This window comes from Phocaeicola sartorii JCM 17136 = DSM 21941 (assembly GCF_054653615.1).
Genome location: NZ_BAAIFW010000006.1, coordinates 1,074,996 through 1,091,321, shown reverse-complemented (window position 1 = coordinate 1,091,321; position 16,326 = coordinate 1,074,996). Strand labels below are relative to the sequence as shown.

General features: G+C 38.7%; 15 protein-coding genes. 10 read left to right on the top strand and 5 right to left on the bottom strand.

Annotation, left to right across the window (positions count from 1 at the left end):
* Window positions 1–75 precede the first annotated feature (75 nt).
* Window positions 76–3,201 (top strand): SusC/RagA family TonB-linked outer membrane protein, encoded by a 3,126-nt coding sequence (locus ACYQ0C_RS21500; protein WP_016274891.1) that lies wholly within the window; start codon window positions 76–78, stop codon window positions 3,199–3,201.
* A gap of 11 nt (window positions 3,202–3,212) precedes the next feature.
* On the top strand, window positions 3,213–4,910 hold the full coding sequence (locus ACYQ0C_RS21495; RefSeq protein ID WP_016274890.1) for a RagB/SusD family nutrient uptake outer membrane protein: 1,698 nt from the start codon (window positions 3,213–3,215) through the stop codon (window positions 4,908–4,910).
* Window positions 4,911–5,357: 447 nt separating this feature from the next.
* Here the strand turns inward: ACYQ0C_RS21495 and nadA are convergent, their stop codons facing one another.
* A complete protein-coding gene (nadA, locus tag ACYQ0C_RS21490) occupies window positions 5,358–6,350 on the bottom strand; it encodes a quinolinate synthase NadA (protein WP_016274888.1) in 993 nt (330 codons plus the stop codon).
* A gap of 457 nt (window positions 6,351–6,807) precedes the next feature.
* On the opposite strand from nadA, the gene ACYQ0C_RS21485 reads away from it, so the two are divergent.
* The gene (locus tag ACYQ0C_RS21485) at window positions 6,808–7,347 is read left to right on the top strand and encodes an RNA methyltransferase (RefSeq protein WP_016274887.1); all 540 of its coding nucleotides are present in this window, start codon (window positions 6,808–6,810) and stop codon (window positions 7,345–7,347) included.
* Between the two features lie 27 nt (window positions 7,348–7,374).
* Here the strand turns inward: ACYQ0C_RS21485 and ACYQ0C_RS21480 are convergent, their stop codons facing one another.
* On the bottom strand, window positions 7,375–7,881 hold the full coding sequence (locus tag ACYQ0C_RS21480) for a DUF4294 domain-containing protein (RefSeq protein WP_016274886.1): 507 nt from the start codon (window positions 7,879–7,881) through the stop codon (window positions 7,375–7,377).
* A gap of 162 nt (window positions 7,882–8,043) precedes the next feature.
* On the opposite strand from ACYQ0C_RS21480, the gene ACYQ0C_RS21475 reads away from it, so the two are divergent.
* The gene (locus tag ACYQ0C_RS21475; RefSeq protein ID WP_016274885.1) at window positions 8,044–10,116 is read left to right on the top strand and encodes a helix-hairpin-helix domain-containing protein; all 2,073 of its coding nucleotides are present in this window, start codon (window positions 8,044–8,046) and stop codon (window positions 10,114–10,116) included.
* A 45-nt stretch (window positions 10,117–10,161) separates the two neighbouring features.
* Entirely contained in the window at window positions 10,162–10,938 is a 777-nt protein-coding gene (locus tag ACYQ0C_RS21470) for a radical SAM protein (RefSeq protein WP_016274884.1), read from the top strand.
* 71 nt (window positions 10,939–11,009) lie between these two features.
* On the opposite strand, the gene ACYQ0C_RS21465 is transcribed toward ACYQ0C_RS21470, so the two are convergent.
* A complete protein-coding gene (locus ACYQ0C_RS21465) occupies window positions 11,010–11,708 on the bottom strand; it encodes a response regulator transcription factor (protein ID WP_016274883.1) in 699 nt (232 codons plus the stop codon).
* Window positions 11,701–13,008 carry a sensor histidine kinase gene (locus tag ACYQ0C_RS21460; RefSeq protein ID WP_016274882.1) on the bottom strand — a complete coding sequence of 436 codons (1,308 nt, stop codon included), beginning with the start codon at window positions 13,006–13,008 and terminating at the stop codon, window positions 11,701–11,703. The genes ACYQ0C_RS21465 and ACYQ0C_RS21460 overlap by 8 nt, the downstream gene beginning before the upstream one ends.
* 125 nt (window positions 13,009–13,133) lie before the next feature.
* On the opposite strand from ACYQ0C_RS21460, the gene ACYQ0C_RS21455 reads away from it, so the two are divergent.
* The 5 genes from ACYQ0C_RS21455 (at window position 13,134) to ACYQ0C_RS21435 (ending at window position 14,758) form a co-directional block, all read left to right on the top strand.
* Window positions 13,134–13,268, top strand: a complete 135-nt coding sequence (locus ACYQ0C_RS21455) for a hypothetical protein (RefSeq protein WP_016274881.1) — start codon at window positions 13,134–13,136, stop codon at window positions 13,266–13,268.
* A gap of 389 nt (window positions 13,269–13,657) precedes the next feature.
* Complete coding sequence (locus tag ACYQ0C_RS21450; RefSeq protein WP_016274879.1) at window positions 13,658–13,804, top strand: hypothetical protein; 147 nt, start codon at window positions 13,658–13,660, stop codon at window positions 13,802–13,804.
* Between the two features lie 46 nt (window positions 13,805–13,850).
* Entirely contained in the window at window positions 13,851–14,030 is a 180-nt protein-coding gene (locus ACYQ0C_RS21445; protein WP_016274878.1) for a hypothetical protein, read from the top strand.
* 18 nt (window positions 14,031–14,048) lie between these two features.
* Window positions 14,049–14,219 (top strand): hypothetical protein, encoded by a 171-nt coding sequence (locus ACYQ0C_RS21440; RefSeq protein WP_016274877.1) that lies wholly within the window; start codon window positions 14,049–14,051, stop codon window positions 14,217–14,219.
* A 263-nt stretch (window positions 14,220–14,482) separates the two neighbouring features.
* Window positions 14,483–14,758 (top strand): hypothetical protein, encoded by a 276-nt coding sequence (locus tag ACYQ0C_RS21435; RefSeq protein ID WP_128812077.1) that lies wholly within the window; start codon window positions 14,483–14,485, stop codon window positions 14,756–14,758.
* A 690-nt stretch (window positions 14,759–15,448) separates the two neighbouring features.
* Here ACYQ0C_RS21435 and ACYQ0C_RS21430 read toward each other — a convergent pair.
* On the bottom strand, window positions 15,449–16,321 hold the full coding sequence (locus ACYQ0C_RS21430; RefSeq protein ID WP_016274873.1) for a hypothetical protein: 873 nt from the start codon (window positions 16,319–16,321) through the stop codon (window positions 15,449–15,451).
* Window positions 16,322–16,326: the final 5 nt, after the last annotated feature.

The following is a 16,326-nucleotide window of genomic DNA, read 5'->3' as shown; positions in this document are numbered from 1 at the left end:
TGCTTTCCTTGATATTTGCCAGCAGAAATAACAAGAGATAGTTAACGGTAAAATCTAATTAAAAACTTAATCAGAATGAAAAAGCATTCTAAAAAACTATTCTCGCTTTGTTTAGCCACCATGGTATTATCAGGAAGTATCAATCCTGCATTTGCCAGTCCGGCCGACAACGAAGGCAGAGAAATGACAATGACCCAACAACAGAAAAAGGGGCGTATAGTAACAGGTACAATTACCGATGCAACCGACGGAAGCAGCATCATCGGCGCCAACATCATGGTAAAAGGAAGCACTGTCGGTATCATATCTGATATTGACGGTAATTTCTCTATCCAAGTAGATGGAAATAAAGAAGTACTGGTGATATCTTATATCGGCTACAAAACACAAGAGGTACAGGTAAGAAACATGAGTTCTTTAAACATCAAACTAACCAGTGACACCGAACTGCTTGATGAAGTAATTGTCGTAGGATACGGGTCACAAAAAAAGGCTACAGTTACCGGCTCTGTCTCCCAAATTGACGGAGAAGAAATGAAAAAAGCCAATAAAGTAAATCTAACCAGTTCTCTGGCCGGAAAGACGGCAGGCGTCATAGCCAACACCCGTTCGGGAGAACCTGGAGAAGATGGTGCCAGCATCTTAATCCGCGGTAAAGGTACAATGGGCAACAACAGTCCGCTGATTGTAGTAGATGGAGTAGCCGACCGTGGCTTTGGCCGTTTAAATTCAGAAGATATTGAAAGCATATCAGTTCTGAAAGATGCCTCTGCCGCTATCTATGGCGCACGTGCGGCCAACGGTGTTATTTTAGTCACCACCAAACGAGGAAAAGAAGGAAAAATCAAAGTAAATTATGCCGGTGATTACTCTATCTCACAACCCACACGAGTTCCGGAAATGGCTAACTCCTTACAATATGCAACTTACATCAATGAATTTGACGACCGTAAAGGTAACGCTCCTTCCTTCTCACAGGAAGTAATAGACCATATCAAAAAAGGCGATGATCCGATACGCTATGCGGACACCGACTGGTGGGATGCGGCTACTAACAAATGGGCGCCTCAAACCCAACATTCATTATCGGTGAGCGGTGGAAATGATAAATTGTCCTTCTATACATCCGCACAATTCCTCTATCAGGATGCTATCTATAAAGACAGTCCGCAGAATTTCTATCAATATCAGTTCAAAAGCAATATTGATGCTCAAATAAGCAAAAGTATCAAATTTTCATTTGATATATTGGGCCGTCAGGAAGTAAGGAATAGAACAGCTTACGATACCAACAGCATTTTTGCCACTTTCCTTGCTGCCAGCCCTATGGCCGCTCCGTTTTATCCTAATGGTATGCTACAAGCAGGTGACAATGCCCCCGATGACAACCCCATAGTAAAGACACAAGGACACAACGGTACTAAAAAGTATGTATATAACCTCATTACCATCAAACCTTATCTAAAAATAGATTTAGCTAAAGTATTGCCGGGACTCTATCTGGACGGATATGCCGCATTGGATTATGTATTCACTCATACCAAAACCTTCAAGCACCCTTATGATATCTATATGTACAATCCTCAAAATGGAAACTATGAAAATCAGAAAGCGGCAACCGGAGTTATCAGCTTGAACCAAAATTCCAACCATTCCGACCGCATCACACTAAACGGACGTATCGGATATCAGAAGTCTTTCGGCGAACACAACTTTGACGCTTTTCTGGCTTATGAACAAAGTGTCTATAACTACAGTTCAATGGATGCCTACCGACAGAACTTCTTGTCAACTGCCATCCCCGAACTATTTGCAGGAAGCAGCAATCCCGAAGATTCAAGTAATGGTGGTTCATCTACTAAAACAGCACGTCAGAACTACTTCGGACGTATCACCTATAATTACCAACAACGTTATTTGGCCGAAATAGCTGCCCGATACGACGGTTCAGTAAATTTTGCAGGAGGTAAACGCTGGGGATTCTTTCCAAGTGCCTCATTAGGATGGGTAGTATCCGAAGAAAATTTCTTTAAAAATCTGACTCCTATCATAAACTTTTTAAAACTGAAAGGATCATTCGGTATCATGGGTAATGATAACATCAGCGCCTATCAATATCTCACACAATATAAGTTTACAGATGGAATGATTTTCGGTAACGACTTGGATGTGAACAAAACTCTGAACATGACCCGTACCGCCAATCCCAATGTAACCTGGGAAACAGCCAAAACCTTTAACTTAGGTTTCTCATCTCAATTCCTGAATGGAAAGTTCGGATTCGACTTTGATTATTTCCATTCTAAAAGAACAGACATCTTGATACAACGCTCTGCATCAGTTCCTTGGTACACCGGTTTAAGCTTACCTGCCGAAAATTTAGGTAGAGTAAACAATTCAGGAGTAGAAATGATTGCAAATTATCACGATCAAAAAGGTGATTTCAAGTGGAATGTTACAGCTAACTTTACATACGCACGCAATAAAGTGGACTATATGGACGAAGCGGCTTCCGTACCCGAATGGCAGAAAAGAGAAGGCATGCCTATCGACGGGTTCGTACTGTATGATGCGATAGGAATTTATCAGACACCGGAAGAAGTAGAAAGTACCCCGCATCTAAAAGGCGCCAAACCCGGAGACTTGATTTACCGTGATATAAATGGAGACGGTGCTATTACTACTGCCGACCAATTCAGAACCGATGAAACCGAAACACCTCAAATTCTCTATGGATTTACTTTAGGCGGTGAATGGAAAGGATTCGACCTCAGTGTATTCTTCCAAGGACAAGCCAAAGCTAAATATATCCTCAAACCAAAGAAAACAAACTTTGCCGCTGAATTCTACGAAGGACGCTGGAGCGAATCCAATACCCCCGAAGAGAACTTAAAAGCCAGATGGCCGCGTGCCATGATCAAGAATGCCTACGACGATGGTTTTAACGGCAGCTATTCTACCTGGTGGCTAAGAAGTGCGGCATTCTTAAGATTAAAAAATGTAGAATTAGGATATACTCTACCTAAAAGATGGATGAATCCGGTAGGGTTGGAATCATGCAGATTATATGTCAGCGGCAGTAACCTGTTTACAATAGACGATATTAAGATCTGTGATCCCGAAAGCCCCAATGACACTGGAGGTACCCAATTCTATCCACTTTCAAGAACCTTCTCATTCGGTGTTAATCTTTCATTTTAATAGTTATGATTATGAATACAAGTTATAAAAAAATACTCCCTTTATTCCTTTTGGCAGGTACATTGGTTTCTTGTTCCGATTTGTTGGACATAGATCCGCTAGACTCTTTTACAGATAGTGCTGTTTGGAACGACCTGGCTCTGGCAGAAGCAAATCTTAACCAACAATATTTGCAAATAGAAGCCGATAACGGCAGAAGTACCTACATCATGTATTGCAACTTTACCGATGAAGCTTATCACATGCATGGCTACGGTACAGAAACAACCGTCAGAGGAGAACTTTCACCGGACAAACCATCTTTGGGATGGACAATAGACACTTGGTACAAAAACTACCAAGCCATCAATGGAGTCAACCGATTTATGGAAAACATAGGGAAAGTTTCAACAAATTCCGAAGCAGATGCCACTTGGAAAAATGAATTGAAAGGACAAGGTTTCTTTCTGCGGGCCTGGTTCTACTCCGAACTTTACAAACATTACGGATCCGTACCTTTGATTAAGAAGACTTATGAACTGGAAGAAGACTTCTTGAATGTAAAAAGAGCCCCCATAGACGATGTGGCAACATACATAGTTGAACAATGTGATAGTGCTGCTGCCCTTCTTCCTGTGGTTTATAAGGATAACAGCGATTTAGGACGTGCCACAAAAGGAGCAGCATTAGCATTAAAAGCACGTACACTTCTGTTTAAAGCAAGCCCTCTATTCGGAACTCCATCCAATGAGAAATGGCTTGCGGCGGCAGAGGCAAATAAAGCAGTGATCGATCTAAAGAAAGAATCCGGTGAACCGGCTTATTTATTAACTCCGGTAAACAACGCTGATGATTATGCCCAAATGTTTACCGATTACAATAATCCTGAAGCCATTTTCATGAAACTTTATTCCAAAAAAGACGGTCCTCGCAATTGGTCATTCACATACATGGCTCCGGCAGGGCCCGGTTCCGGCTATCAAGGTTGGGGAACTATTCAGCCTTCACAAAAAATAGCAGATGCTTTCGAAATGGAAGATGGTACTCCGTATGTACGCAAAGACAAGTCTGTCAATCCTTATTCAAACCGTGAATGGCGTTTCTACTCCTCACTTATTTATGATGGATGCACCTGGGGATATGGAGAATATGAAAGAGAGGTAGAGATATACACCGCAGGAGAAGAGGGAGTTGTAGGCGGACTAGACGGACGCGAAGGACCTAACTATCGTAACGCTACCCAAACCGGATATTATATGCGTAAATTCTTGAACCGCAATTATGATACTTACGGAACAGAAGGTGATACAACTCCTTGGTTTTTTATGCGTTTAGCCGAATTTTATCTAAACTACGCCGAATGTCAGATAGAATTAGGAAATATACCGGAAGCTATAACATACATAAACTTAATCCGGAATCGTGTCAATCTGCCTAGAATCTCAGCTGACAATATCCGGGAAAAGTATGAGCACGAACGTATGGTCGAGTTAGTTTTTGAAGGGCAACGATGGTTTGACCTGCGCCGTTGGCTGCAATCCGAAAAGGTAATGAATGAGAATTTATACGGCATGGATATCCTGAAATATAAGGATGGCAAAAAAGAGTATATCTATCGTGAAAAAGCGGTACAGGAACGCAAATTCATTGCTCCGCAAAATTATTGGTGTCCTATTCCTCGAAGTGAACTCCAGAAAGCTCCTTTATTGGATCCTGCACCTTATAAATAAAAGATAAATCAAGTTTTCAATAAGTTATTTCAGATATACATTATTCTAAGTTCCTGTTTTAAATTTTCTTCAGTATTCTTTTAAGAATTCTTTTTGAAGAAAATTTAAACAGGAACTAATAGAATACCGGACAATAAACTTACTTATAATTTTTCCATATATCCTTAAGTTAACTCATCGAATTACAGTTATATCATTCGTCTACTGCTCTATACCCAAATAAAAATAAGTATTTTGTTTTCCTTTAAAAATGATTTTGACGGGATAATGATTTCCATGAAAACCATTATCCCGTCAAAACAAATCTTTAATAAGGCAGAACCAGTAATGTCACTCCCATTCCGATGATACATCCTATCATGAATCCTTTCCAGAAGAAGTCCCCTTTACTTTTAGGAACAACAAAAAAGTCTTTTACCAACCACATCTTCCGATCTTTTATGAAAGTTACAATCCCAGCTTTTCCGAGATTTCCAACATCTTCTTAATTGGCTTTACCGCTTCTTTTGCAATTGTTTCATCCACCGTCACTTCCGGCCATTCATACTTCAGTGTATTATACAGCTTCTCTATTGTATTCAATCGCATGAAATTACATTCATTGCAAGCACAGGTACTGTCTTCGGGAGGAGCAGGAATAAAGTTCTTCTCAGGACATTTCTTACGCATCTCGTGCAGAATGCCGCTTTCCGTAGCCACAATAAAGTCTTTCTTGTCGCTGGCAATGGCATATTTCAACAGTCCTGCTGTAGAGGCAACCTTGTCAGCCAGTTTGGAAACAGCCCCTTTACATTCGGGATGAACCAGAATAGCCGCATCGGGATACTGTTTTTTCAGTTCCAATATCTTTTCCACAGAGAACTGTTCATGCACATGGCAGGCACCGTCCCATAACAGCATATTACGCCCTGTAATTGAATTTATATAGTTCCCCAAGTTACGGTCCGGACCAAATATGATTTTCTCATCTGCCGGAAAACTTTCCACTATCTGCTTGGCATTGGTAGAAGTGACCACCACATCAGTCACCGCTTTGACTGCCGCCGTAGTGTTGACATACGAAATCACCGTATGGCCCGGATGCTCTTTGACAAACTTGCCAAATTCATCGGCAGGACAACTGTCGGCCAACGAACAGCCCGCATTCAAATCCGGTACCAGCACTTTCTTGTCCGGACAAAGAATCTTTGCCGTCTCACCCATAAAATGAACACCGCACATCACAATGATATCAGCATCCGTCTTCGCCGCCCATTGTGCCAGTGCCAGACTATCGCCTACAAAATCGGCGATATCTTGTATTTCACCCGACTGGTAGTAATGTCCCAAGATAAGCGCATTCTTTTCCTTACGCAGCTTGTTGATCTCCGCTTTCAAATCCAGAGTCTTGTCTACCGGCTCAGCAACATACCCTGTTTTCAACCATTCTTCTTTATTCATTATATCTATATTTTTTCTCCTTCTTTCAAAAAAAGAAATATGGTATTAATAATAGTCTGTTCATATTGTTAGTAAAAAGAGTATCCTTTTCCTTGCCTGATAAGTTATTCATTTGTAATGGTCAGATATGAATAAGTAATCAACCGGCTTAAGTACTGATTATACTGTCTTTACTTGTTCTATTAACAAACTGTTGATAATATGCAAAGTTAAAAACTTTATGCTTATGAACGCCTAAAATAGTGATTAAATTGTGTTGATATTAGTTGTTTAAGTTCTGTGATTAATTTTTGGATTGTTGATTTTGAGTGTACCATATACCATTATTTGAAATATGCAAGAAATACTTTTGAAATAATATGCCCATCCTTTTTACATGTTTTCAACCGTTATCAACAGGGGTATGTGAATTAGTTATTATCTTTGCAACCGTTAATAATAAAGTAGAATATAGAGTATGAGGAAGCTCAAAATAACAGAACTGAACCGGCTTACAGTGGATGAATTCAAGAAAGCCGATAAGTTGCCCTTGGCAGTGGTGCTGGATGAAGTACGCAGTTTGCATAACATCGGTTCGGTATTCCGCACATCGGATGCCTTTTTGGTAGATTGCATTTATTTATGTGGTATTACAGCCACTCCTCCCCATCCCGAAATGCATAAGACAGCCTTGGGAGCCGAAGACACAGTGGAATGGAAATATAAAAAGAATACGCTTGATGCTGTTCAGGAACTTCATGATCAAGGATTTACCGTGTTAGCCATTGAACAAGTGGAAGGCAGCACTTTGTTGGACCAGCTGGAACTGGATGCAGACAAAAAGTACGCCATCGTCATGGGAAATGAAGTGAAAGGTGTGCAGCAGGAAGTGGTCAATGCTTGCGACGGCTGTGTTGAGATACCTCAATACGGCACAAAACATTCGTTGAATGTATCGGTTACCACAGGAATCATTCTATGGGAGTTTGCCAATAAGTTAATGAGATTCAGACAATAAGCGTAAAATTCAAACAACAGGAATCAGTTAGATCTGTCCGTTTTCAACTAACAATACCACCCGTTCGGTCAGTTGATCCTCTCCCTCCGGATGATATTCTTTCTTCAGGCTGGCACCGAAAAGTGCCGCAAAAGTTTGATAGAATCCGGCTTTAAAGGGACCCATAAAAGCTTTTACCAATTCATAAGAGGAAGAATCCGTCTGGCGGTTTACTAACTTTATCAACAGTTTTCCCTGTGAGAAAGTTAATTTCTTCATAATCGGTGTATATTGCTCTTTCAGTCCCTTCTCTACGAGTTTCAAGTGCTTTTCCCTGGCTTTCTTGTCAGGCAATGTTTCTATGTATTCGTAAGTTTCTATCACAGCACGGTTAATTTCACGGGCTAGTGGCAAGGTTTTCTTTACATTCCTTACCAAGCGGTAGTATTCCCGTCTCTCTTTTTCATTTTTGAATTTTAATGGTCTGAAAACATACACATTAGGCAACCGTACAGCTGGAATGGTATCTCCTTTATATACACATGCAGGTACCATATATCCGTTTATAGTAGTCGTTGGCTGCTGAGAATAGGCAGCAGCGGCTATAAAGGAAAAAAACAATGCTATAAAGAGTTTCCTTTTCATCTTGGTGCAAAAGTAGCAAGAAATATGATTACTCTGTATAGCGGATAAAACTATTTAACTTAAAACACGCCAATGGATTATAAAATGAACAGGTTGTTGAAAGTCATGTTAATTATCTGTATTACAATACTTTCATCGGTGAATAACCTGTGTGCGCAGGAAGTGTGGGAAGAACTGGCAGAGCAATTGATGGATGAAGATGAAAACAATTCGTTTCAATGGGATACCCAGTTTGAAGAACTTTCCGAATTGCGTGAACATCCCATCAATATCAATACAGCTACTAAAGAGCAACTGGAACGCTTTCCGTTTCTCTCTGACCAGCTGGTGGAGAATATTCTTTATTATCTATATAAATACGGTCCTATGCTTACCCGGAATGAGTTGGGGATGATTGAAGATATTGACAGGCAGACCATTCAGTATTTACTACCCTTTATTTACTTTGAAACTCCTGAAAAAGAGCAATATAAGCTGAATATAAAGCGGATATTGAAATACGGTAAACAAGAGTTATCAACACGTGTCGATATTCCTTTTTATACAAAAGCCGGGTATCAACAGTACCCGGCTGAAACTTTAAAAAAAAATCCGAACAAGCAATATCTGGGATATGGATATTATCATAATCTGCGGTACAGTTTTCATTATCGGAATCAGATTTATGCAGGCATTACTGCCGAAAAGGATGCGGGAGAGCCTTTCTTTACCGGACAGAACAAAAAAGGCTATGATTTTTATTCACTGTACCTGTTCATTCGTAATATAGGGCGTATCAAGTCTTTAGCTTTGGGAAACTATCGTGTCAGCTATGGTTATGGACTAGTTATCAACACTGATTTCGGGATGGGGAAAACAGCGACACTCTCTACCTTGGGAAACAAGACTCGGGGAATACGCAAGCATTCTTCTACCGATGAATATAACTATTTCCAAGGAGTGGCAGCCAGCTATAAACTAGCTAAAAGGTGGACTATAGATGGTTTTTATTCGTATCGGAAGATGGATGGCATGGTTGATAACCGGTTTATAAGGTCGTTGAAAAAAGATGGATACCATCGGCTGTATCGTGAGTTTGAAAAGAAAAATACATTAACTAATCAGCTGATTGGTAGTAATTTAAATTATAACGGGAAATATTGTGAACTGGGATTAACAGCAGTTTATAATGTTTTCAACAAGCCGTTGAATCCTGAGAAGAAGTATTATAACATTTATTATCCGCGTGGAAAGGACTTTTATAACGTGGGAGGGGATTATAAATTCTTTTGGAAACGTTTCTCTTTATTGGGTGAAACGGCCATAGACAAATGCGGAGCTTGGGCAACCATGAATATGTTGCGTTATTCACCGAAAGGAGGAACACAGCTGATAGTTATGAACAGGTATTATAATGCGAAATACCAAGCGATTTATGCTCGTTCCATAGGAGAAGGAAGCATGGTACAAAATGAAAGTGGCTTTTATATAGGATTGGAAACCAACATTTTAAAGTATATCAAAATGACTTGCTATGGTGATTTTTTCTATTTTCCCTGGAAGAAGTATTTGGTAAGTAAGGCAGGAACCAAAGGATGGGACGGATTACTCCAATTAAGTTATTCACCTACTTATGAACTGGGAATGTTTATAAGATATCGTTATAAAAAGAAGGAAAAGGACTTTACTGCGGAGGATAAAACCAAGCAGACCATTCCATTTATTCAGCAGAAATGCCGGTACCAGTTGAATTATACCTTGAAAGATAAACTGGCGTTGAAAACCATAGCGGATTATGTACGCGTCAACTTCCGGGGGCAATCTGCCTCCAATGGTTTTCTGGTTTCTCAAAGTGCGGCTTATACATTTCGTTTGCTTCCTCTTCGGCTTGATTTGAGTGGCACATGGTTCCATACGGATGATTATAACTCCCGTCTTACTATCTATGAAAAGAGTGTGCTCTATGCTTTTTCCATGCCTTCATTTTATGATAAAGGTATGCGGTTGGCAGTGAATATGCGTTATGAACTGAATAAACATATTATTTTGCAGGCAAAATATGGATCGACCCATTATTTCAACAGAGATAAGATAGGTTCTGCCTTGGAGGAAATTGACGGCAGTACAAAGAGTGACCTTTATTTGCAGTTGAGGCTGAAATTCTGAAAAACATTCCGTATTTTTGCACTGTTATCAACAGAAAAAAGAACTATGTCAACAGTCATTTATCCTTCTCCCATCTTCGGTCCGGTGCATAGCCGTCGTTTGGGAGTGTCTTTAGGAATCAATCTTCTTCCCGAAGACGGCAAGTTTTGTACCTTCGATTGCATCTATTGCGAATGTGGTTTCAATGAAGATCATCGTCCGAAGAAGAAACTGCTTTCCCGCGAGCAGGTTCGTGAAGCTTTGGAAGCCCGTTTGATTGATATGCGGCAGAATGGTCCCAAACCGGATGTGCTGACTTTTGCCGGTAATGGCGAACCGACGGCTCATCCTCAATTTGCAGGAATTATAGAAGATACTTTGGCACTGCGTGATACATATTTTCCTCAGGCGAAAGTGAGTGTGTTGAGCAACTCTACTTTTATTCACAAACCGGAGGTATTCGATGCATTGAATAAGATAGATAATAATATATTGAAACTGGATACCATTGATACGGATTATATCCGGTTGACAGACCGCCCGACCGGGCACTACGATGTGCGGGAGATTATAGAAGGAATGAAAGCTTTCAAAGGTAATCTGATTATTCAGACCATGTTCATGAAAGGCAAGTATCAAGGGCAGGATGTGGATAATACTTCAGACCGGTATGTGCTGCCCTGGCTGGAGACGGTGAAAGAGATCGCCCCCCGCCAGGTGATGATTTACACCATCGACCGCGAAACACCCGATCATGATTTGGAAAAGGCTACTCATGAGGAATTGGACAGAATAGGGAAATTGATAAAGGATTCCGGCATTCCGGTATCGGTCTCGTATTAAGTGAAAAAAGTAAGTTAACTTACTTTGCCAACGAAGTTAACTTACTTTGCCCATGAACATATCTTACTTTTTCAGGTCACTATCAGGACATAACCTATACTCCGGATATTCTTTAATTCAATAAGCGGATCGTCTTTCAACAGTTTCCGCAATTTCGTGATAAAAACATCCAGGCTGCGTGAAGCAAAATAATCATCTTCCGTATCCCAGAAACGGCTTAGAATGGCTTTTCTTTCCACTGTTTCATTTATATTTTCACAAAACAACTGAAGTATCTTTGCTTCACGTACAGTCAATACTTTTTTTTCTCCGGTGTCTTCATTGTGCAGTGCGGCATGTTTGGCATCTAGTGTGAAACGTCCCAGTTTATAATGCTCATTTTCATTTCGTGATTTGATTCCTGCTTTCATTTTCAGAATGGCGTGTATATGTGCATCGAGTTCATCGGGCACGAAGGGCTTTTTCACATAATTATTAACACCTAGTTTATATCCTTCTTTCACATCTTTGGGAGAAGTCAATGTGGAAGTAAACAAGATAGGGATATCTCCGTCCATTTCACGGATGCGTTCCACCATTTGATAACCGTTCATTACAGGCATGTCAATATCCGAGATAATAATATCCGGATGATATTCTTCCCAAGCCTTCAATCCTTCCGCTCCGTTACCAGCGGTTATCACTTCATAGCCACCAATAATTTCCTGTAATTCATTTTTTATGATATAGCTGAAAGTGGAATCATCCTCTACTAATAATAATTTAATCATAGTTTTCTATTATTTTAGGTATTAACAGGCTGAATTCACTGAATTCTCCTTCTATACTGTTGATATATATTCTTCCCTCGTGGGCTTCCATTACTTGATAAACATAGTTAAGTCCTAGTCCGAATCCTGAGGGGCCTCCCTTCCGGGTTCGTTTGATGGCCGATGCACGCTCGAACTTCTCGAGAATCTTCTTTTGGTCTTTTTGCGGAATTCCAATACCATTGTCGTGTATGTTGATAATGTCATGTTTGGCATCGCTCGATGAACTGATGTTTATCTTTACCGATTCTTTAGAATATTTTATGGCATTGTCTATCAAATTACTGATTGCTTCCTTCAGAAACTCTTCATCGGCATATACTTTTTCTGTTTTTAAGTGTGTAGTAAAATGAATTGTTTTTTCTGTTTTTATAGTAAATTTCTCAATCAAGTCTTCTATCATGGGAGATAATGAAATATCTTTTTTATTCATCTCCAGTTTGTGCTGCTCCAGTTTGGCCAGTGTCAGTACTTTGTTGGAAAGAGCCGACAAATGTTCCAGTTCACTTTCTACAATGGTGAAATAATGGTTCTTTATCTCCGGTTTATCATCCAGTTTTCCGCTATGCAGCCTGCTGGCGCACATGATGGCAGAGCTGATGGGCGTTTTCATATCATGAATCATGGCGTAGGAGAAATCTTCTTTTAGCTGGGCTATTTTCCTTTCTGTGATGATGATTTTTATTTGGTAAAACAATCCGATGAAAGCGAATACCACCATAACTGCTGTAGTCAGCAATAAGATTCCCATGCGTGCAAATATGCTCCAATGCGGATTCATCAATATCATTTGTACAGCTTGTGACCGGTCTGTGCGGATAGGAATTTCTTTGGAATGGATGGCACTCCACGACAGGAAACTTTCTTTTTTGCTTTGTTGAAGCACCTCCTTGTTTTTGGGATTTATAAGATTCAATGTGAAGTCACTGCTTATTTTGTGTTCTAAGAGGAGAGTGGAAGCGATGGAATCCACGTCTTCTATAGAGATATAATAACCTAGGTTATAGAGTCCTTCTTCCAAGTAAGTGATTTCGGGAATACTGTCGGTTGCTGATTCTCCTTTTATGCTTGTTCCCTTTGGCGTTTTATTAAGTCTTATAATAGCTTCTTCTTCTATTGACTTATATAAAATTTGATTGGTTTCTTCGTATATATTGTCTTTAATAAGTATATAAGTATTGCACAACCACATTAATTGCATTGTAAATATGGAAATCAAACTAATGATAGTGATTATCTTTATATATTTTGTTTTTATCATGGTGGCAAATATAATAACTTATTTTTAATAGTGGATAACATTCAGATAACATATTATTAAAATATCTCCTGTTATTTTTGCAATATCAAAATAAAACACTTATATATAATTTAAAATGTAATATTATGGAGAAAATAGTAACACTATTGGGTAATGAAGAACAAACTTCTATTTATGGAGGAGAAATAAAAAGAACCTATGATTGGAAACCAAGAGAAGATAAAAATCCAAAACCGGAAACTCAATGGACAAACAATTAACATAAAGATAACAATCCGATAACAAAGAGTTTGAAAAAGTCGGTTTATTTTTGTCACATCAAAACAAACAAAAGAGATATGGAAAAAACGAGTATAAACGAATAAGGTAGAGAAATAAATAACATGATCGGTATACCACTTTTTACTGTCCGCTTGTTTAAACGAAGAATCAGAGATTGTCCGGATCTTGGAATAAGGGAAGTAACACAAACACAAAACACGATAAGAATTTAATAAAATGGAAACGCTGACGTTGGCAGAATGTATGAATATTTATGGCGGATGCTACATTTACAGTAGCAGTACTAGTCTGACTAGTGTATTTGTAGTACCCAGCCGTTTTAGAGAATTATTTTCTTAGTATATAACAACAACACACAAAATGAAGTATGAAAAAGAATGATTATTGCATGGTGAAGCCACTCAGTGGTGAGGAACATGTACAGGTATCGGGAGGATATGTGCCTCCTACTGCGGAACAGATGGAACAACTCCGTGAGAAATATGGACCATTAGCAGATATTATCTGCTGGTAGACTTTTATACAAACACAATTTATTAACTAATTAAAAAATTACGATTATGAAACATTTAAATGAAAACGCTTTGATGCAGGAAATGAATGTAGGTGAAATGCAAAATGTGAATGGAGGGTGGGTTGCCTTAACTCTCGCTGTGGCTGGTGCTGCAATTTATGTATACAATAATTGGGATGATTTTTGTGAAGGAGTTAATGATGGATGGGACAGAACACGAAATTAGTAATTAAAATATTATATTATGAAATATATTTATGAAGAATTATCTGAACAAGAATATAAATGTTTTTGTGGTGGAGATAAAGCCATGAAAAGTTTAGGAGATAGTATAGGTTCTATAGGAGGGAATATCTGTAATTTTCTAGAATATTTTGGCCAAATTGCACAAAACAGTCCAACAACTTATGGATAAAAAAAATATATATGGAACAAACAGATTTACAAAAAGAAAACAAAAAATTGAAGCGAATTAATTTTATCTTAATTATTTATGTAGTTGTATCAATTGGTATTCAATTATATAATATATTAGTGTGATAAAAGTTATTTTCTAATAAGAGTTAACTAAAATCATAGAAAACGATTTTTTCTTTTTTTAGTTAACTCTTTTAGTTAGAACAGATTTTTATTTGTGGTTTCTAATTGTAAGCCATGGAATATCTCAATTGCGACAATATGGAAAAAGGAATAAAAGCATACCATTTATATCTGAACTTATATAATATAGAAGAAGTACTACCAGAGACCGTGCGTGAAGACTTAAATATGGATGATCTATGTGAACAAGTAGATTATACCTCTTCTTGTATAGGGAGGCAATATCTTTATCATATTTTGTGCATGGATAAAGTTTCTGATGTTGCCAAACATGAACAGTTTATAGAGAAACTGCAAACAGATCATCCGCTTCGAAATCAATTAGTGAATGCTCTTCAAAAACTGAATAAATGAGAAAAAAACATAGATTGCTTCACTTGATAGTAGGTTGTCTCTTTATTATAATAATGTTGTTATTCCGGACATATTATCGTCCTTGGATATATACAAATCATTTATTTGATTTTTATCTTGCCGATATATACACTAATCTGTTTGGTGAATGTGTTGTTTTTTTTATTCTTGTTTCTCTTTTTTCTCCTAATGAAATGTATAAGCCGATTAAGTTGCTTTTATATTCTTCATGTGGATTGATAATATATGAATTATTGGGATTGATAGTGGAAGGAGGATTATGTGATTATAAAGATATAATTGCTACTTTTGTCGGCGCTTTATTGTCTTATGTAATAAATAGAATAATTATTCAGTATTAGTTATTGAATAATGAAACAATAGTTCGTTAAACATTTCTTTAACACTTATGCAGCGATTGCCGCAAATTTAATACCTTCTTCCCATAGCTTTCGATTTATATCGGGATTCGGTTCAATACCTAACACAGAAATAAATTGTTGCATGAGGAAAATATTGTGGCATAGCACTTTCACCGAAGCCATTAATGAGACTGTTCCTTTCTCCAGTGCTTTGACTTTAGCCAGATTTACGGTGGTCAGTGAAGCGTTGAAATGAAAATGAAGTTTATCAATATCCCGGCTTTGGCAATTTGTCAGTCCTGTGAATTGTTTACTGTCTCTAAAAAATTTATGGGAAGCGTGTCCTATAAAAATCCAAAACATCTTTCGCCTTCATTTGCATATCAGTTGAGAAATATAGTTTCCGTACTTTCTTATCTTCACTTTCCCAAATACACAACAGTATATCTCTGCTCAATGAACGTGAATGCGCTACTGCTGAAAGAATACGCCCTTTCCCATTCTCCAAATTGATTATTTCAAATCTGTCCTCTTCCAGGTGTTCTATCTCGATTTTGCCATCATATAATTGGGGTCTCTCCCTTTTACCTGTAGGCTGTTCTGTGGTGAGATACCGGAAATAGGCATCATCTCTAAATCGGCTGATTACATGAAATCCCATTTCAAGCGCGCCCTCCACAAATGTGGATTTGGAGAAGTAGGCATCCGCAATCACATAGTTTGTCAATCGCTGGAGTATTTCTTTGCGTGTACGTAGCACATGTAAATACCAGTCTATTAATGTGTATTTAACTTGCTCCAGTGTTTTTGTCGGTGGTGTTTGAACAGTTTCCAAATGGAAGCAGGTATGAAGGTCCATATCAATGAGACCGATGCCGGAGATTTCCAAACCACGTTTAGCCATCTTGGCGCAACCCGACCAAAAACGACCCATGTACGGAGTGCGTTTGCCCGATTTGATGATATAGCTCGGATCGAAAGCAATCGCAACACGATTACCTGTCCGAGATGCCGCTAAGCTGGCATTAAAGGATAACCAGTCGAACCTGCGACCAAACTGCTGACGATAGCGTTGTTCACCAAAGTGACCATAACGACCCAGTTGAAGGAAATTAATCCGACCCGGGATAATCAAATATAAAAGTAGTACTTCAAGCATAAACTTTTCACGCCATTTGTTTATCTTTACCGCCGATTTCATCAGCA